Genomic DNA, 18958 nt, shown 5'->3' on the forward strand with positions numbered 1-18958 from the left:
CGGCCGGCGCCGGGCGGATACCGGCGACAAGTTGATTGATGTTGAGCAAGCGTCCCAGCGGCATGTACCTCTCCTTAGTCTTCGGCGCGGCGGCGCGCGCTCGCAGCGGCGCGGTCGCGCCGTCTGCGGTCCTGTGGCCGGATCGATGCGCGCTGAGCGCCGATCACCCCCGAGTAAACGAGCGCGCCAGATCGGCGAGGACATTTCATGAATGAAACGTTTTTGCTTTGAGTCGCCGCCGATGCATGCCGCGGCTGGGCGCGTTCGCCCGTTCAAAGCCTGGCCCGCTCGGCCCCAGGCCCAACCTCAGCGCACCATTTCCGCCGGAATCAGGACGATCCACACCAGCAGCAACGCCAGCCACAGCCAGCGCCAACGGCCCATGCCCAGCCACGCCGCGCGCCACGGACTCATGCCGCACGCCCCCGCTTGCGCTGGGCCGAGCGCCAGCTCTCGGCGATGCGCAGGCCGTACAGATACACGCCCGACAGACTCAACGCGGTCAGCATCGCGCCGAACACGAACCAGACCAATTTGACCCAGAACCCGGCGAAGTTGCCGAAGTGCAGCGGGTCGGCCATTTCCGAAATGCGCTGATGCACGCTGAGCTGTACCGCGTCGCGCGCGCCCAGCCACTGTCCGGACCCGGCATCGAACGCGACCGCGTTGGCGCGCGGCCGCACCAGCACCGCGGCGGCCTGTCCGGTCAGCAGCAAGGTGCCGTCCTTGCCGCCGGGCACCACGCCTTCGACCACGAAGCCCGGCCAACGCGCTTGCGCCTGCGCCACGGCGCGATCGACCGCGGCGCCGTCGGCGAGCACCGCGACCTTGTGCGCGGCCACCGGCGGTTTCGCCACCGGCGCGTCGCCGCCCAGCGATTCGATCAGATACCAAACGCCAGTCAGCCCGATCAGGGCGACGAAGGCCAGGCTCCACACGCCGAGCAAGCGATGCAGATCGCCCCAGAACCGGCGCTGCCGCTCGCGCCGCGGCCAACTCAGGAACCCGCGCCACCAATGCCGGTAGATGTACAGGCTGCTCACCAGCGAAATCAGCAGCGGCACCGCCAACGCCGCGACGATCGGCACGCCGAGCCAGGTCGGCATCATCAGATGGCGATGGGTGTTGCGCAGCAAGCGGTGCGCGTTGAACCACGCGGTGTCGCCGGTGACCGTGCCGCGGTACGGATCGACCCAGACGAACCGCAGCTTGCCTTGCGCCGTGCGCATCGAAGCCTGGGCGGCGAAACGCGCGGCCTCGGGGCGCTGGATCGACTCGAAGGTCCAGGTCGGATACCCGCGGCGCACCGCATCGACCATCTCGCCCCAGCTCGCCCGCTGCGCGCCGGGTTGCACGCGCATCTCCGGGTGGATCAGCCAGTCGATCTCGTGCGCCAGCACCGCCAGGGTTCCGGTCAACAGCACAAAGCTCATGAACACGCTGAGCTTGAGCCCGACCCAACTGTGCAAGTCGAACCACACACGCCGCCCCGCGCCCTTGCCCGCCGCCGGTTTGATCGCGGTGGGCTGAGGGCTGGCCTTGGCGGCTGGCAGGGGTGCGTTCACCGGAACCTGTCGTCGCTCAGAAGCTGTACTGCGCCTGCAGATACACCCGCCGCGGCTCGCCGGGGAAGTGGCCGTTGCGCTCGATGAAACCGCTGGCCGCATAGACCTTGTCGAACAGGTTCTTGACGTTGGCCTGGAATTTCCAGTCGCGCCAATGGGTCTGCCAACTCATGTCGAATACGGTGTACGGCTTGACCCGTTGCCCGTCCAGGCTCCAACGCTCATCGACATGGTCCAGGCCGAAACCCAGGGCCGAGCGCAGCTTGGGGATGTCGTAACGCGTCCACACGCCGAGCTTGTTGCGCGGCGCGTTGGCGAAACGGCCGCCGGTGGAGTTGGTGATGCCGTTACGCCCGGCCTGCAACACGCGTGCGTCGTTGTAGGCGTAAGCGATGTTGAGCACCCAGCGCTCGCTCAGATCGGCGAGCAAATCCAGTTCCATGCCATCGCTGCGCACCAGGCCGAGCGGCGCGAGCTGATTGACGCCGTTCACCGTGCGTCCGTCGGCTTGCAGGATGTTGCGCCGGTCGATGCGGTACACCGCCGCGTTCAAGCTCATGCGGCCGTCGAGCAGCGTCGACTTGGCGCCGAGTTCCCATTGCTTGCTGCGCTCGGGATCGAACGGGCCGCCGACGCTGGCGTTCTGGTTGCCGGTGCTCTGCGGCAGGAAGCCGCTGGCGGTGCTTGCGTACAGATTCAATCCTGGACGCGCGGTGTAGGTCGCACCGACGCGCCAGCTCAGATCGTCGCCGTCGACATCGCTGCCGGTGAGGCGGTTTTCGTCCTTGAACCCGTCCCAGCGCACGCCGGCCAGCACGTACCAGCGTTCGGACAAGGCGATTTCGTCCTGCAAATACGCGCCGTAACGCAGGCCGCGCGCGCTGGTGCCGCTCCACGGCAAGCGGTCGAGCCCGTAGCTCGCCGCCGAGGTCAGGCCATACACCGGACGGAACAGATCGATGCCCGGCACCGGCCCGCGCGCGGTGTCGGCGTTGGCGGTGCGGCTGGCGAAATCGTTGTCGACCCGATAGCCGTCGGCGCCGAACAACAGCTTGTGTTCCAGCCCGGCGAAGGCGAAGCGTTTGACCAGATTGGCGTTGACCGCCACGGCGCGGTTGTCGCGCAGTTGGTCGCGGAACTGCCGGGTCATCCACTCGGCCACGCCGTCGCGGTCGCGGTCGATCAGGCCCATCGGTTCGTGATAGCGCTGCGCCTCGTTGTTTTCGAACCAGCGCGCGGACACGTCGATGTCCAGGCTGTCGCTGGGCGAAGCGGTGAACTTGGCCGAAGCGACCTTGGCGCGCATGTCCAGGTAATCGGTGGGTTCGTTGTGGTTCCAGTCGATCGAGGTCAGAAAGCCGCCGTTGTCGTCGACCGGCACGCCGCGCAAACGATTGCCGCCGAGGTTCTGGGTGACGTCGGTGTATTGCAGGGTCAGCTCGCCGGTCTCGCCGATATCCAGCGCCACCGCGACATCGCCGATCAGGCTTTGCGCGTCGGTGTTGCGGCGGAACGGCGATTCGTCGTCGGCGTAAGCGCCGACGCGATAACGCAGGCGCTCGTTGCCGGCCAGCGGGCCGGTCAGTTCCACCGAGGCCGCGCGGAAGCCGTAGTTGCCGGCCTGTATCTCGACGCTGCCCTCGCGCTGACGCTTGGGCTTCTTGCTGACGTAGTTGATCACCCCGCCCGGATCGCCGCCGCCGTACAGCGCGCCGCCCGGGCCCTTGAGCACTTCGATGCGTTCGATGTTGAACAGCTGCGGCACCGAGAAACCGGAGTACGGATCGCCGCGCAGGCCGTCGTACAACACGTTTTCCTGGCGGAAGCCGCGCAGGGTCACCCCGGCGTAACTGAAGTAGCTGATGCCGCTGATGCTGCGGTACAGATCGGTGACCTGGCGCGCGGCCTGATCGTCGATGAGTTCGCGCGGCAGCACTTGCACCGCCTGCGGCACGCGCTCCAGCGGTGTGTCGGTGCGGGTGCCGACCGCGGCTTCGTCGGTTTTATACAGACGCTGCGCGCGGCCGATGACTTGCACCGAATCCAGATCGGTTACGCCTGGGTTGGCGATGGCCCGGTTGTCCGGCCGATCCTTGGCCGCCTCCGTGGAGGTTTGCGCCTGAACAGGCGCGAGAGCCGCCGCCAAAGCGATGGCGAGGCAGGATCGAACGTACATGGCGGATACGGCATGAGATGCGGATCACGCACTATATGTGAGAATAATTCTCGTTTGCAACGAAACGCCGCCGAACGGCGGCCGCCCGGCACGCTTATCGGGCCGGGTCGTCGCCGCCCTCGCCCGGCGTCAGGTGGATGATCTCCGCGGCCACGCCTTCCACCTTGGCCCGCGAGTAGGCGACCGGAAAATACTTGCCCTGCGCCCACATCGTGAACAGATCGCGGTAATGGCGGCTGTCCGGATCGCCCGATTGTCCGGGCGTGTTCTGCCCGATCGAGTTGTCCCAGTCTTCGGTGTCGGCGATGAGCTTAAACGATCCGCCGGAGAGTTGGTTATCGTCGCCGCCGGTCGCGCTGACCGTGTAGCTGTCGCCGCCGCGAGGCACCGGACCGACGTTGAGCTTGGCGCGGGTGGCCGCGTCCACCGCATTGGCGAGCGGATGGCGGATCAGCGCGTGGTGGTAATCGTTCTGGCCGTAACGCCAGCCGCTCATGTCGGGACCGAGCTTGGCCGTGAGTTCGGCGACGGCTTCCTGCAGGCTGCGCGCGAGCAAGTCGTCGCGGCCCTGGGTCGGATCGGCGCCGAATTCGCCGCCGGGCGCGAGCAGCCAATCGATGGTGCGTTTCATCGAGATGTACAGCGTCACCTGCTCCGGCAGCATCGCCTTGCGGACGTTGACGATCAGGCGCCGCTGCCACATCGCGTAGATGCCGGCGGCGACCGAATCGCGGTCGAGCACATAGTCCCAGGCGAGCAAGGCGTCGCGCGCCTTGGCCGCGCGCGCGTCGGCCAACGGCACGCCGCGCAACAGCGGCACCAGACTGCGCGCGGGTATCGACAGGTCGTCGTTCTGCAACCGCGCCACTTCGGCCACGCTGTACTGCCGGCCCGAACCCAGCAACTCGGTGATGCGCGCGGCGCGATACGGGTCGGCCCAGGTGTAGTGCATCGCTTCCGGCCAGCGGTAGTCGTTGGGCATCAGATAGTGATTGGCCGTGACCAGATAGCCCGAGGCGGGATTGTGCGCGCTGGGCAGATCCAGAATCGGGTGCTCGCCGTCCCACTCGTAACGGCCGTCGCCCGGCACCGGCAGCAACCCGCTCCAGTTGCGCCGACGCGGCTGCACTCCGGCGGCTTGATAACCGATGTTGCCCTTGCGGTCGGCCCAGACCATGTTCTCGGCGGGAATCCGATTGAACGAACAGGCCTGACGGAATTCCTCCCAGGTGCGCGCCTGATCCATGCGCAAACTGGCCAGATACGGCGCGCTGCCCGGCTCCATCCACGCCGCACGCAAGGCGTAGGCGGTATGCCGCGCCTTGTCTTCGAACAACACCGGCCCGTGGCGGGTGTATTTGTATTCCACCGCCACCGGCGCCTCGCCCTTGACCGCGATGCTGTCCTTGACCACGCGCATGGTTTCCCAGCCGTCGCGATAACGGTAGCGGTTGGGGTTGTCCGGATCGGTGCGGTAGACGTAGAGATCCTCGCTGTCGTTGCCGAAGATCGTCAGGCCCCACGCGCCGTATTCGTTATGGCCGATCGACACCCCCGGCAGCACCGGTTCGCCGGCGCCGATCACGTTCCAGCCCGGCGCGACCAGATGCACCCAGTACCGCAGCGACGGCGCGCTCTGCGCGCGGTGCGGGTCGTTGGCCAGGAGCGGGAACGTGCTCTGGGTGCGCGAGCCGTGGATCACCCAGTTGTTGCTGCCGATATCGAGCGGGTTGGGAATTTCCGCGGCGGGCGGCGCGGCCGCGATCGCCGCGGAGGCCGCGCGATGGGCCGGCGCGATCTGCGCGGGCGTGAAGTCGAGCGGATCGCGGAAGGCCTTGTACAGATCCAGCACGTCCTCGGGAATCGCCGCCAGATCCAGCGCCGGATCGGGCTGCAACACCGGTTCGCCGCCCTGGAAGAATCCCAGCGTGCGCACCCGCTGCGCGCCCAGCGCGGCGACCGCGCGCGCCAGTTCGACTTCCTGCACGACATTGGCCAGCAGGCCCTGATGGCGCGATACCACCACCTCCGCGGTCCATCGCCCGGGTTTGATCCCCAGCAAGCCGAACTCCAGCGGCAACAGCGACGGATCGCGTTCGGTCTGCGCTACATAGGCGTTGACGCCGCGCACGAAGGCTTCGACGATGCGCTCGCCGCGCGGGTGATAGAACGCCAGCTCGCGCTTCATGTCGCCGCGGAACCGATGCAACCGGGTGCCGATGTCGCGCTTGAGCTGCTTGCGGCCGAACGCTTCGGCGGTGGTGCCGGTGGCCTGCAGCCGCCACAGTTCGAACTGGAACAAACGGTCGCGCGCGGCGTTGTAGCCCTGGGCGAAGAACAGGTCGTCTTCGTTGTTGGCGTAGATGTGGGCGATGCCCCAGCGGTCGCGCAGGATCTCCACCGGCTCGCGCAGGCCGGGCACGCGCAATTGGGTGCGGTGTTGCGCCGGCCGCTCCGGCTTGGCCGCCGACGGCTCCGCCACGCGCTGGGCGGACGCGTCCGGCGCGATCGCCAGAGTCGCAACGAGTACGGCGGCTACAACGGCACGAATACCCATGAACTTCCCACCTTTACGATGACGCTTGCGCTCGGCGCGCGGTCCCGCGCCAGGATTGCCCGATTCAGCCAACACCACGCGCCGGCGCGGCTTGTATCGCGGCTCGGCCGGTCGATATCCTAGCCGCCGATGCGGACGGCCGATCCGGCCTCCGACCCCGCCGGCCGTTCAAACCAGCGTAAGCCATCGCATGCGCCGCAACCTGTCGAAATTCCGTCGAACACCCGCTCGCGCCAGCGAGCGAGCCCCGACGCGAATCGACGCGGGCGCGCGCGGTTGAGTGCGCGCGCATGAGCCCCCGCGCATGACCGGCGGCGGCCGCCTGTACCTGCTCAGCGCCGGCGCGACCCTGTCGCTGGTCGGCACCCAGATCAGTCATCTGGCGATCGCCGCGCGGCTGTTCGAACTCGATCCCTCCGGCCGGCTCAGCGCGAGTCTGGTGACGCTGAATCTGCTCGGCGTGGCAGTGTTCGGCCTGCTGGCGGGCTGGGCGCTGCAGAAGATCACCGCGTTCAATGCCGGCGTCGCCGCCCCGCTCGCGGCCGCGGCGCTGTCGCTGTACCTGTTCGCCGACGGCCAGCCCAGCGCGCTGGAATGCCTGAGCGTGGCGTTCGTGCAGGCCTTCATCGCCGGGCTGGCGCATCCCAACCTGATGCGTTTTCTGCATGCGCGGCTGTCGCCCGCGCAGCGCACGCGGTTCTTTTCCTTCGCCCAAAGCGCGCAGCAGATCGGCGTGTTGCTGGCGCAGTTGGCCGGCGTGTTGCTGATCCAGCAGTTGGGCTACCGCTGGTGTTTCCTGATCGACGCGGCGAGCTATCTGCTGGCCGCCGCGGCGTGGATGACGGTGCGCCGCGGCGGCGCCGAAGATGCGCCGGGCCCGGACCAGGCGCCGGCATTTTTCGAAGGCTATCGCCTGATCCTCACCCACCCGGAAATCCGCGGCCTGACCTTGTTCCGCTGCTTCAACCATCTGGCCTACACCACCTTCAACGTGGCACTGCCGCTGTGGGTCGCCGCGGCCGTGGCCGGCAGCGGCCGGTTGCCGACCGATCTGCTCGGAACGGCGCTGATGGCCGGCACCGCGAGCATGATCGTGGCCAGTGTGTTGGGCGGCATCGCGCTCAAACACCGGCCGCATTGGGTCGGCCGGTTCCCGTGGATCTCCTCGCTGCTGGGCGCGGCCGCGGTGATCGTCGCGGCCGTGGCCGGCGACGCGCGCGGCCTGTTGGCGGCCAGCGTGCTGTTCGGCGTGGGCCTGTATTTCTTCCGCCTGTGCGGCATCGTCATCGGCGCGGCGGTCACCCCGGGCCGGAGCATGGCGCCGGTGATCGTGGCCGGCGACACGGTGACCCGGGCCGGCTCGTTCCTGATCGGCCTGGGCGTGCCCGCCCTGGCCTTCCTCGCGTTTCCGGTGCCGCCGCTGATACCCGTGGCGCTGCTGGCCTTGCTGGCGCCGGCGCTGATGCGCAAGGCCGCCGACGCCGCCCGCGCCGCCCACGCGCGCGCCTGATCGGCCGCGCATGCGCCCTCGCCCCGGCGCGGTTGTCGCGGCAATGCCTTTGCAGTATTAGTACCGCTCGCCGCGCCGATCACTGCTTCCAGCCCGAGGATCATGAGCCGAGTGCAATCGCCACAGACTGGCTTCGAGCTCGCCCCGCTGGAGCGGTTCGGCGCACAAGTGTCCGGGCTCGATCTGCGCCAGCCGATCGGCGAGCCGGTCGCGGCGCAACTGCGGCGGGCATTGGCCGAACATCAGATTCTGATCGTGCGCGGGCAAAGCCTGCCTCCGGCCGAACAAACCCGTTTCGCCCGCTGCTTCGGCGAGGACGAACCCGGCATCGCGCGGCGACCCGCGTCGCATCAGGTCCCGGGCCATCCGAATATTCTGTACCTGAGCAACCGCCCCGGTTCGCCGACCACCGAGTACGGCGTGGCCTGGCATTCCGACGGGCTGGCCTACGCCCGGGTTCCGCACGGCGCCACTCTGCTGCATTGCATCGCCTGCCCGCCGGAGGTGGGCGCGACCTTGTTCGCCAGTCAATATTTGGCCTATGAGGCGATGCCGGCGGATCTGCGCCGCCGCTTGCGCGATCTGTACTGGTATCTGCCGCCGATCGCGTTCTCCGAAGTGCCGCCCGGACGCGGGCTGGCGCAACCGATGGTGCGCGCGCATCCGGTGACCGGGCGCGAGTTCTTGTTCTGTTCGCCCGGCGCGCAACGGATCCGCGGGCTGTCGCGCCAGGACAGCGAGGAATTGCTGCGCATCGTGCACGACTATCAGGTGCGCGAGCGGTGGGTGTATCGCCATCGCTGGCGCGAGCTCGACGTGGTGCTGTGGGAAAACTGCGCCTTGTTGCATAACCGCGACGACGTGGTCGATTTCGAGCGTCACGGCTTGCGTGCCATGCACCGCTCGGCGACCTGCGGAAACTTCGCCGCGATCGAGTGCGAAGCGGCGGACGATTGAGCCGGATCGGAGCGGCCGCCTGTTCATCATCGCTCGCCGCATCGGCTTGTCGGCGAATGTTACGAAAATCGAAAATTCACTCACATCCCGCCGAAGTTTCTTGCCAACTCGGAACACGGATGCTAGTGAATCAAACGGGCCGGCGGCGCCACCCAGGTTTCGCTCGCCGTCCCGCGTTTGCGTCAACCCACCACAACAGTAGATTGCGTTAAGGAGAATGAGATGAAGCTGTTGAACAACACCCAGCACAAATCGGCCGAACACGCCGACGTGCTTGCGTTCCGCTCGCAGGTCCAGTCGACGGTCGTCGCCAGCGCGGCGCCGCAGACCACCGCCCTCACCGGCTTGCGCGCGGACGGCGTGAAAGTGTCGGAGCATCGGCTCGAGCAGTATCTGAACGCCTGCAGCCCGACCTGTCACGGTTAAGTCCCCCGCACGGCCGGGCCGCGTCGGCCCGGCCGTGTCCGTGTGCGGGTCCGTGAGCGCCGATGGGTTTGGGAGCAAGGCATGCAACACAACGTCGTAGGCTGGTTCTTACCGCGGACGCTGGAAGCGCGCGCGGTGTGGTTCGATCCGGTGCGCTATTCCTGGCAACCCGAGCAACAGAAACATTCGGGGCTGTTCCTGCAGTGCCCCGCGTATCAGAAATTCGCGCGCAATCTGTTCGTGCTGCGCAGCCCGTTCGATCTGCACCTGCAGTGCCAGCTGACCGAGGACGGCTGCGAGCTTTCGGTCGGCGAACAATCCTCGATCCGGCCCGAGCAACTGGCCGGCTTGATCAAGGTCCATCCCAAGAGCGAGTGGCGCGAAGCCGACAAGCCGCTGCTGCAGCTCATGCTCAACTACTACTTTCTGTCCGACGATGAGGTCGAGGTGCAATACCTCTCGCCGTTGACCACTACTTATTTCCAGCCCGCGCTGCCGGGCCTGGTGCTGCAGGGGCGCTGGAACATCCAGAACTGGATCCGGCCGGTCAACTTCGTATTCGAGTGGTGGGATCCATCCACCGACCTGATCGTCAAGCGCGGCCAGCCGCTCTTGAACGTGATGTTCCTGCCCAAAAATCCGGACGCCAAGCTGTCGCTGATCGAGGCGGAGGAAACCGAAGAAGTGATCGCGATGGCGCGGCGCGTGCAGAACATCAATTCGTACATCCGCAACGTCTTTTCCGTTCTTCCCTCGATCGTGAAACGCAGGCCAAGGAGGCTGGTGGTCCCGTGCAAAAGCAAATGAAACTGATCTTCCGCAGCGCGCACGGCGACCGCTATCTGCTGGCCGAGGAGAGCGAGTCGATCGTGGACGTATGCCGCAAGTACGGCATTCCCATCACTCAGGTCTCGACCTACTTCAACAATGCGCAAGGCGAACTGAACCTGTTCGTCAAACCCTACCAGCCGCTGGGCGAGTACATCGGCGACGCCGAAGTGATCGTGTTCCCCAACCGCAACATCGACTACCACGCGCTGCTGGGCGGCGAGGACGTGGTGCGCGAACGCGCGGGCGCTTCGACCTGGATCCGGCTGCGCGAACGCGGCCCGGGCGGCGCGGAAGGTTTCGTCACCGAGATGCTGGGGCCGGCCGAGGCGCAGGCGATGGTCGCCGCGCAGGTCAAAGAGGCGTTGCAGTTGTCGGGCGTGGGCGATGAGCCCTTGGTGGTCGGCGTCAGCGGCGGCGGCGACAGCAACGCCTTGCTCGGCGCGATCGTGCAGTCCGGGTTGGTCTCGCGCGAGAACATCCTGCCGGTGATGATGCTGGGCATTCCCGATTGGGACAAAGGCGCCGACCGCGCGTCGGCGATCTGCGCCGAACAGGGGCTGTCGTTGCGTTTCGTCCAGGACGAAGAAACCGCGCGGATTCTGGGCTTCACCGATCCCAAGCGCGATTGGGTGACCGCGTTCGAACAGGCCTTTCCCGGCGACGATCTGGAAGTGCTCGGCGTTTACGGGGTCCGACGGGTGCTGGAAGCGGTCGCGCTGGAGCGCGGCGCGCGCAGGATCGTCATCGGCAGCAACCTGGAAGACTGCCTGTCGGACGTGTTCTATTACCTGTGCGCAGGCAAGGTGCCGTTCCCCAAACCCTGCGGGCCGATGGGCAAGGTCGACATCCTCTACCCGCTGTGGCTCACGCCCAAGGCGGTGATCGACGGCTGCTATCCCAAGTACTCGCGCGAGAACTACGAAGCGCGTTACCCCAGCCGGATGTACGGCCGCGCCTACTTCTATTACCTCGCCCAGATGATGGTCGACGCCTACCCCGGCGCCGGCCAGGACATGCTGCGCGGCGCCAGCAAGCTGTCGAAGGAACACTTCCGCGAACTGGCTTACGACGAAGAATTCGACACCCCGACCGCTGCGCCGATTCCGCTCGACGTGCGGCTGAAGCTGCGCAAGTTGTTCGGCGCCCGTCCGGGCGGCTGAATCGCCGCGCGTGGGCGCGACGACAGGACCTCCACCCCGGCGGCGCGACGGCCGCCGACCCGCACAGGCAAGCCACGGCATGGACATCGTTTACCGAAGCATCGATCCCGGCAGTTATCAGGAAGCGTATGCCTTCAACCTGTTCTGGGAGTATTCCTGGCGGGATTCGTCCGCCGCCTACATCGCCGATTCGGAAGACGAACGGCGCGCCAAGACCGAAGCGCTGATCGCCAACCTCAGCCGCGCGGACCGCAAGTACCACTGCCTGGCCGCGTTCGTCGACGGCGAAATGGCCGGGGTGATCAGCCTGGACCGGATGAGCATCGACAAGCGCCCCGCCTGCCACGTGCAAGGGCTGTGGGTGCATCCGGACCATCGCGGCCGCGGCATCGCCCGGCGGCTCAAGCAGCTCAGCGAAGACTGGGCGCGGGAGATGGGCTCGGAGTTCATGGACAGCAACGTCCGCGTCGACAACCCGAACATGATCGCGCTCAACGAACAGCTGGGCTATGAAGTGGCGCGGCTGAATTTCCGCAAGGCATTGCGTTGAGCGGCCGACGTGCGTCGCTTTCGTTTTAAGGAATCCCCACGATGACCGAATCCACCTCGACGTCCCCGCCGAACCCATCCGGCCCGGCCACGCCGCGCCCCTGGAACATGTTCGATCCGGCCGACCGCGCACGTTTCGTCCGCAATGAGCCGACGATCCAGCCGGACGCGAGCAATGAAGCGCTGCTGCAGAACATTGTGCGCCTGACCGACGGCGTGTTCGATCACCTGTCGGTGTTCGAGCAGTTCTCCGAAACCACCAGCCGCGGCGCCCTGGCCGATCCGGGCAAGAAGCTCGACGTGGCCGAAGCCCGCGACAAGCTGATCCGTGCCGAGCGCGAACTGTGGCAGGCGTATCGGATCCTCAAGGACGCGCGCGAATCGTTCGTGCAACGCCAGACCCGGGCGCTCGGCATCGACGCGGGCACTCGCGGCTTGAAGATTCATTTCGGCTCATCGCATCACTTGGTCCAGGACTGGCTCAACATCGATGCCGGCGGCGGCGACCTGATGCTCAACGTCAACTGGGGCTTGCCGCTGCCCGACGGCTGCGCCGACTTCGCCTACTCCGCGCATTTGCTCGAACACTTGCGCTATCACGACCAGGCCGCGGTGTTCGTGCGCGAGATCCATCGCGTGCTGGCCGCCGGCGGGACCTTGCGGCTGGTGGTGCCCGACGTCAAGAAACTGCTGGCCGCGTACGCGGCCGGCGACCGCGAGTTTTTCGAAGCGCGGCAGGAGTTCTATCGGCTCAAGGACGGGTTCACCCGCGACGGCGTGGCCAACCTGGACTACATCCTGCTGTTCTGCGGCGCCAACCAACAGGTGCTGAGCTACAACCACAAGTTCGGCTACGACTTCGAGACCTTGCGCGGGTTGTTGCTGGACGCTGGGTTCGACACGGTGGTGGAGTCGGATTTTCAGGCCAGCGAGCGGGCGGAGTTGTTGGTCGACGATTTCAGTTACAACGCGCGGGCGCGCGATCGACAGGGGCGGCATTATTCGTTGTTCGTTGAGGCTACCAAGAGCCGCTGACGGAAACGCTTAGCTGCCCAACACAAGCACGTAACTACCCCACCGCCTCCCGTAACTCTCCTACCGTCATTCCGGCGAAAGCCGGAATCCATTTTGATTTTGCTCCACTGCCCCGTCGCCTGGCGCAAAGTCGCTTTGGTCTGGCTGGAAAGAGCCAAGTCAAAATGGATTCCGGCTTCCGCCGGAATGACGGCAGGAAAGTTTTGGTGTGGCTGGGAAGAGCCGAGTCAAAATGGGTTCCGGCTTTCGCCGGAATGACGGTAGGTGAGTTGCGCGACGGTTGGTAGGCCGCGCAACGGTCGTTACGGTTGCGCAAAGAAAACGGGCCCCGGCTTTCGCCGGGGCCCGTTTTCTTTGCGCTAACCGTAACGTCGCACGCCGCTGAGGCGTAGCGCCGCCGGGTTACTCCACGGTAACAGCCTTAGCCAGATTACGCGGCTTATCGACATCGGTGCCGCGCGCCAACGCCGCGTGATACGCCAGCAGTTGCACCGGAATCGCATGCACCACCGGCGACAGCACGCCGACGTGGCGCGGGGTGCGGATCACGTGCACCGCTTCGGATTCGCCGAAGTGGCTGTCCAGGTCGGCGAACACGAACATCTCGCCGCCGCGCGCGCGCACTTCCTGGATGTTCGACTTGACCTTCTCCAGCAGCTTGTCGTTCGGCGCGATCACCACCACCGGCATGTCCGCGTCCACCAGCGCCAGCGGACCGTGCTTGAGCTCGCCGGCCGGATACGCTTCGGCGTGGATGTAGGAGATTTCCTTGAGCTTGAGCGCGCCTTCCAGCGCGATCGGGTAATGCACGCCGCGGCCCAGGAACAAGGCATGGTGCTTGGGCGCGAAACGCTCGGCCCACGCGGTCACCTGCGGCTCCAGGTTCAGCGCGTGCTGGACGCTGCCGGGCAAGTGGCGCAGCGCGTCGATGTATTCGGCTTCCTGCTCGGCCGACAGCTTGCCTTGCAGCTTGGCGAGAGTCGCGGTGAGGGTGAACAAGGCCACCAACTGGGTGGTGAAAGCCTTGGTCGAGGCCACACCGATCTCGGCGCCGGCGCGGGTGTAGTACGCCAGCTTGCTCGCGCGCGGGATCGCGCTCTCGGGCACGTTGCAGATCGACAAGGTCTTGTCGTGGCCCAGCGACTTGGCGTACTTCAGCGCTTCCATCGTGTCCAGGGTTTCGCCGGACTGCGAAATGGTCACGATCAGTTGCTTCGGATTCGCCACCGCGGCGCGGTAGCGGTATTCGCTGGCGATCTCGACCTGGCACGGCAAACCGGCGATGGCTTCGATCCAGTAACGCGCGGTCAGACCGGCGTAGTAGCTGGTGCCGCAAGCCAGGATCTGCACGCCCTCGACATCGGCGAACACGTCCGCGGCGGCATCGCCGAACAACTCGGCGGTGAACGCGCCGTTGTCGATCACCGCTTCGATGGTGTCGGCGATCGCACGCGGCTGCTCGTGGATTTCCTTCTGCATGAAGTGCCGGTACGGGCCGAGTTCCAGCGAGGCCAGCGACACGTCCGACACGTGCACGTCGCGCTCGATCGCCGCGCCCTGCGCGTCGAACACCTTCACTTGCGCGCGGGTGATTTCGGCGGTGTCGCCTTCTTCCAGGAAGATCACCCGGCGCGTGGCTTGCAGAATCGCCGACACGTCGCTGGCGACGAAGTTCTCGCCCTCGCCCAGGCCGACCAGCAGCGGGCAGCCCATGCGCGCGGCGATCAAACGGCCCGGCTCGTGCTTGCTGACCACCGCGATCGCATACGCGCCGGTAAGCTCGCGCACCGCCGCCTGCACCGCCGCCAGCAGATCCAGGCCCTGCTTCTGATGGAAGTGGACCAGATGCGCGATCACTTCGGTGTCGGTCTGCGATTCGAACGCGTAACCGGCCGCGCGCAGGCGCTCGCGCTGCTCTTCGTGGTTTTCGATGATGCCGTTATGGACCACCGCCAACTCGCCGAAGCTGATGTGCGGGTGGGCATTGGCTTCGGTGACGCCGCCGTGGGTGGCCCAGCGGGTGTGGCCGATGCCGATCTGCGCCTGGAAGCCTTCGGCCTGCGCCGCGTTCTCCATTTCGCTGACCCGGCCGGTGCGCCGCACCCGGCGCAGTTGCGCGCCGTCGAACACGGCGATGCCCGCCGAGTCGTAGCCGCGGTATTCCAGCCGCTTGAGTCCATCGATCAGGACCGACACCACATCGCGATCGGCGATCGCGCCAACAATTCCGCACATGCGCAGGAGACTCCGTGTAAGTGCCGCCATTCTATCCGCAGGCCATGAAGCCGGCGTCCGGGCGGACGCGGTGTCCGTCCGGACGGACACCCGGACACGCTTGTCCGCCCTTTAAATTCAATAACTTAAAGTTGGCACGGGTTGTGCTTGGGTTAAGGGCAAAGACCCTTTGCCGAGCTCGCCCCGATGACGATCCGCGACACCTCCGCCCAAGACCACCGCGTCGCCGACACCCGCGTGCAGGGCCGTCGTCGTCGCCACTGGCTGATCGCCGCCAGCGCCGGCGCGCTGGCCCTGGGCGGCGGCGCCTGGTTGCTGTCGAGCTGGGCGGCCGGCAGCGCCTCGGTCTCCAACGAGCGCCTGCGCATCGCCGAGGTCAAGCGCGGCGATCTGGTCCGCGACATCGCCGCCGATGGCCGGGTCATCGCCGCCAATAGCCCGGTGCTGTACGCCATCGCCGGCGGTTCGGTCGATCTGAAGGTCGTTGCCGGCGACGTAGTCAAAAAGGGCCAAGTGCTGGCCGAGATCGACAGCCCCGAGCTGCGCAGCAAGCTGGCCCAGGAACAAGCCACTCTGGCGAGCCTGGAAGCCGAAGCCAGCCGCGCCGAACTCGACGGCGAACTGGCCCGCTCGACCGCGCAGAAGCTGCTCGACCAAGCCCAGATCGACCGGGTCGCCGCGCAACGCGATCTGGAACGCTACCAGCGCGCCTTCGACGGCGGCGCGGTGGCCAAGGTCGACGTGGCCAAGGCCCAGGACGATCTGAAGAAAGCCGACATCGGCCTGAGCCACGCCCGCGACGACATCGGCCGCCAGGGCCGCAGCGCCAGCCTGGATGCGCGCAACAAGCGCCTGCTGGCCGATCGCCAGCGCGCGATCGCGGTGGAAGCGCAGCGCCAGGTCGACGCGCTGACCTTGCGCGCGCCGTTCGACGGCCAGGTCGGTCAGGTTCAAGTCGCCCAGCGCGCCAATGTCGCGATCAACGACCCGGTGCTGAGCGTGGTTGACCTGAGCGTGTTCGAGGTCGAGATCAAGGTGCCCGAAAGCTTCGCCCGCGATCTGGCCATCGGCATTCCGGCGCAGATCACCAGCGGCACCGGCGAGCCGTTCGCCGCGCAGATCTCGGCGGTGTCGCCGGAAGTGGTCGCCGGCGAAGTGGTCAGCCGCCTGCGCTTCAAGGACAAGCAGCCGCCGGGCCTGCGCCAGAACCAGCGCCTGAGCGCGCGGATCGTGCTCGACACCCGCCGCAACGCCCTGATGGTCGAACGCGGACCGTTCCTGGAACAGTCCGGCGGCACCAGCGCCTACGTCGTCGTCGACGGCGTCGCCACCCGCCGGCCGATCCGCACCGGCGTCAGCAGTCTGAGCAACGTGGAAATTCTCGAAGGTCTGCAGCCGGGAGAGCGCATCGTCGTCTCCGGCAGCGATCAGTTCGCCAACGCCCAATCCGTCCGTATCTCTGGAGAGTAATCATGAACGCAGCCAACAACGCCTACGACTTCGCCCCGCAGTGGAACGCCCAGCAACTGGCCGACGCGGTCCCGCTGCGCCTGCATCAGCTGATCGATTTCGATCAGGTCCGCGATGCCGGCGACGCGCGCAGCGCCAACGCCGAATCCGCCCCGCGCCGCGCCTCGCGTCTGGGCCGTTACCTGACCGCCTGCGCGCTGCCGATGTTCGCGGTTCGCTGAGTGGCGGCCGGCCGAATGCTGTTTCCGCTTCTGCTTTAGCTCGTCATTCCCGCGAAGGCGGGAATCCAGGGCTTCATCGTGACCGTACTCTGAAGTCTCTGGATTCCCGCCTTCGCGGGAATGACGAGCCGGGGCTGAGCGGCAACCCGATCGATCCGAACATCACTTTCAAAAAAACGAATCAAGCCAGGAATCCTCCCATGCTCGACATGCGCCAAGTCACCAAGGTCTACCGCACCGAACTCGTCGAAACCCACGCCCTGCGTTCGCTGGACCTGCACGTACGCGACGGCGAGTTCGTCGCGGTGACCGGGCCGTCGGGTTCGGGCAAGACCACCTTCCTCAACATCGCCGGCCTGCTGGAAACCTTCACCGGCGGCGAGTACAAGCTCGACGGCGAAGACGTGCGCGGCCTGTCCGACGACGCCCGCTCGCGCCTGCGCAATCAGAAGATCGGCTTCATCTTCCAAAGCTTCAACCTGATTCCCGACCTAAACCTGTTCGACAACTGCGACGTGCCGCTGCGCTACCGGCGCATGGCCGCGTCCGAGCGCAAGCAGCGGATCGAACAAGCGCTGTCCCAGGTCGGCCTGGGTTCGCGCATGCGCCACTACCCCACCGAACTGTCGGGCGGCCAGCAACAGCGTGCGGCGATCGCCCGCGCCCTGGCCGGTTCGCCCAAGCTGCTGCTGGCCGACGAACCCACCGGCAACCTGGATTCGCAGATGGCGCGCGGGGTGATGGAACTGCTGGAAGAGATCAACGCCCAGGGCACCACCATCATCATGGTCACCCACGATCCCGAGCTGGCCGCGCGCGCGCAGCGCAACGTGCACATCGTCGACGGCATGGCCACCGACCTGAAGGCCGATCCGAGCCTGATCCGCACCGCGCCGGCCGCCGCCGCCGACGCCATCGCCTGAGGCCGCCCCATGACCGGCAACAGCCTGTTCTCCTATTACCTGCAACTGGCCTTGCGCAGCTTCAAGCGCAACAAGGTGCTGACCGCGCTGATGGTGATCGCCATCGCGCTCGGCATCGGCGCGGCGATGACCACTCTGACCGTGTTCTATGTGCTCTCCGGCGATCCGCTGCCGGGCCAGAGCCAGAACATCTTCCATCCGCGGCTGGAACCGCGCTCGATGGTCGGCTACGTGGCCGGCGACGAGCCCGCCGACGACATGGCCCGCTACGACGCCGAAGCGCTGCTGCGCGAGGCGCGCGCCGACCGCCAGGCGATGATGACCTCGGGCAATGTCGCGATCGAACCGCGCCGCGACAACCTGCCGGCGTTCCGCCAGAACTCGCGCTTCACCTCGGCCGACTTCTTCCCGATGTTCCAGGTCCCGTTCCAGTACGGCGGCCCGTGGACCAGCAAGGACGATGCCGGCCGCACCCGCGTGGCGGTGATCGGCAAGCAGCTCAATCAGCGTCTGTTCGGCGGCGTCAACAGCGTCGGCAAATCGATCTGGGCCGACAACCAGGAACTGCGGGTGATCGGCGTGATCGACACCTGGCATCCGCAGCCTGGCTTTTACGATCTGAGCATGGAGCGCGGGTTCGGCGAAGCCGAGCAACTGTTCGTGCCGTTCAGTACTTCGCGCGATCTGAAGATGAGCCCGCAAGGCAGCATCAGCTGCTGGGACGACAGCTCGGCGCTGCCGGAAGGCAATCGCTCCTCCAACGCCAAATGCATCTGGATCCAGTACTGGGTCGAGTTGAACACCCCGGCCAAGGTCGCGGCCTACCGCCAGTATTTGAGCAACTACGCCGCGCAGCAACGCGCCTCCGGCAGCTACGAGCGTCCGACCGAGCCCAAGCTGGAAAGCGTGATGCAGTGGCTGGACTACAAGCGCGTGGTGCCCGCCGACGTGCGCTTGCAGATGTGGCTGGCGTTCGGCTTCCTGGCGGTCTGCTTGCTCAACACCGTGGGCCTGCTGTTGGCCAAGTTCCTGCGCCGCTCCGGCGAGATCGGCGTGCGCCGCGCGCTCGGCGCGACCCGCCGCGCGATCTTCGCCCAATGCCTGATCGAAGCCGGCACCATCGGCCTGGCCGGCGGCGTGCTCGGCTTGTTGCTGGCCCAGTTCGGCCTGTGGGCGGTGCGCCAGCAATCGGTCAGCTATGCCGCATTGGCCCGGCTCGACCCGGCCATGCTCGCCACCACCTTCGTTCTGGCCGTCGCCGCCAGCGTGCTCGCCGGTCTGCTGCCGGCCTGGCGCGCTTGCCAGGTCACGCCCGCCATCCAGCTCAAGAGTCAATGAGGCCC

The 18958-nt window shown here is 66.7% G+C and carries 15 protein-coding genes; 11 read left to right on the top strand and 4 right to left on the bottom strand.

Features of this window, described 5'->3' with window-relative positions; all coding sequences use genetic code 11:
• Nucleotides 1-410 precede the first annotated feature (410 nt).
• The 3 genes from V7787_RS29630 to V7787_RS29640 form a co-directional block, all read right to left on the bottom strand.
• Nucleotides 411-1565: a PepSY-associated TM helix domain-containing protein gene (locus tag V7787_RS29630; protein ID WP_336090889.1), complete on the bottom strand. Its 1155-nt coding sequence runs from the start codon at nt 1563-1565 to the stop codon at nt 411-413.
• Between the two features lie 16 nt (nt 1566-1581).
• Complete coding sequence (locus tag V7787_RS29635; protein WP_336090890.1) at nt 1582-3741, bottom strand: TonB-dependent siderophore receptor; 2160 nt, start codon at nt 3739-3741, stop codon at nt 1582-1584.
• 94 nt (nt 3742-3835) lie between these two features.
• On the bottom strand, nt 3836-6298 hold the full coding sequence (locus V7787_RS29640) for a penicillin acylase family protein (RefSeq protein ID WP_336090891.1): 2463 nt from the start codon (nt 6296-6298) through the stop codon (nt 3836-3838).
• A 304-nt stretch (nt 6299-6602) separates the two neighbouring features.
• On the opposite strand from V7787_RS29640, the gene V7787_RS29645 reads away from it, so the two are divergent.
• The 7 genes from V7787_RS29645 to V7787_RS29675 all read left to right on the top strand — a co-directional run bounded on the left by V7787_RS29645 (nt 6603) and on the right by V7787_RS29675 (nt 12766).
• Entirely contained in the window at nt 6603-7808 is a 1206-nt protein-coding gene (locus tag V7787_RS29645; protein ID WP_336090892.1) for an MFS transporter, read from the top strand.
• 102 nt (nt 7809-7910) lie between these two features.
• Entirely contained in the window at nt 7911-8765 is an 855-nt protein-coding gene (locus V7787_RS29650) for a TauD/TfdA dioxygenase family protein (RefSeq protein ID WP_336090894.1), read from the top strand.
• A gap of 222 nt (nt 8766-8987) precedes the next feature.
• Nucleotides 8988-9191, top strand: a complete 204-nt coding sequence (locus V7787_RS29655; RefSeq protein WP_336090895.1) for a hypothetical protein — start codon at nt 8988-8990, stop codon at nt 9189-9191.
• 81 nt (nt 9192-9272) lie between these two features.
• Complete coding sequence (locus V7787_RS29660) at nt 9273-9998, top strand: hypothetical protein (protein WP_336090896.1); 726 nt, start codon at nt 9273-9275, stop codon at nt 9996-9998.
• On the top strand, nt 9983-11182 hold the full coding sequence (locus V7787_RS29665; RefSeq protein WP_336090898.1) for a hypothetical protein: 1200 nt from the start codon (nt 9983-9985) through the stop codon (nt 11180-11182). Before V7787_RS29660 ends, V7787_RS29665 begins: the two co-directional genes overlap by 16 nt.
• Nucleotides 11183-11261: 79 nt before the next feature.
• Nucleotides 11262-11732, top strand: coding sequence for a GNAT family N-acetyltransferase (locus V7787_RS29670; protein ID WP_336090900.1), 471 nt, complete (start codon nt 11262-11264; stop codon nt 11730-11732).
• A 41-nt stretch (nt 11733-11773) separates the two neighbouring features.
• Nucleotides 11774-12766: a class I SAM-dependent methyltransferase gene (locus tag V7787_RS29675; RefSeq protein ID WP_336090901.1), complete on the top strand. Its 993-nt coding sequence runs from the start codon at nt 11774-11776 to the stop codon at nt 12764-12766.
• Between the two features lie 402 nt (nt 12767-13168).
• On the opposite strand, the gene glmS is transcribed toward V7787_RS29675, so the two are convergent.
• Nucleotides 13169-15001, bottom strand: a complete 1833-nt coding sequence (glmS, locus tag V7787_RS29680; RefSeq protein WP_336090902.1) for a glutamine--fructose-6-phosphate transaminase (isomerizing) — start codon at nt 14999-15001, stop codon at nt 13169-13171.
• 186 nt (nt 15002-15187) lie between these two features.
• Here glmS and V7787_RS29685 point away from each other — a divergent pair, with 186 nt between their 5' ends.
• From V7787_RS29685 to V7787_RS29700, 4 genes are all read left to right on the top strand, one after another.
• On the top strand, nt 15188-16471 hold the full coding sequence (locus V7787_RS29685) for an efflux RND transporter periplasmic adaptor subunit (protein WP_336090904.1): 1284 nt from the start codon (nt 15188-15190) through the stop codon (nt 16469-16471).
• Between the two features lie 2 nt (nt 16472-16473).
• On the top strand, nt 16474-16692 hold the full coding sequence (locus V7787_RS29690; protein WP_336090906.1) for a hypothetical protein: 219 nt from the start codon (nt 16474-16476) through the stop codon (nt 16690-16692).
• A gap of 200 nt (nt 16693-16892) precedes the next feature.
• Nucleotides 16893-17615 (top strand): ABC transporter ATP-binding protein, encoded by a 723-nt coding sequence (locus V7787_RS29695; RefSeq protein ID WP_336090907.1) that lies wholly within the window; start codon nt 16893-16895, stop codon nt 17613-17615.
• A gap of 9 nt (nt 17616-17624) precedes the next feature.
• Nucleotides 17625-18953 (top strand): ABC transporter permease, encoded by a 1329-nt coding sequence (locus tag V7787_RS29700; RefSeq protein WP_336090908.1) that lies wholly within the window; start codon nt 17625-17627, stop codon nt 18951-18953.
• Nucleotides 18954-18958: the final 5 nt, after the last annotated feature.

This window comes from Pseudomonas sp. CGJS7, assembly GCF_036961695.1.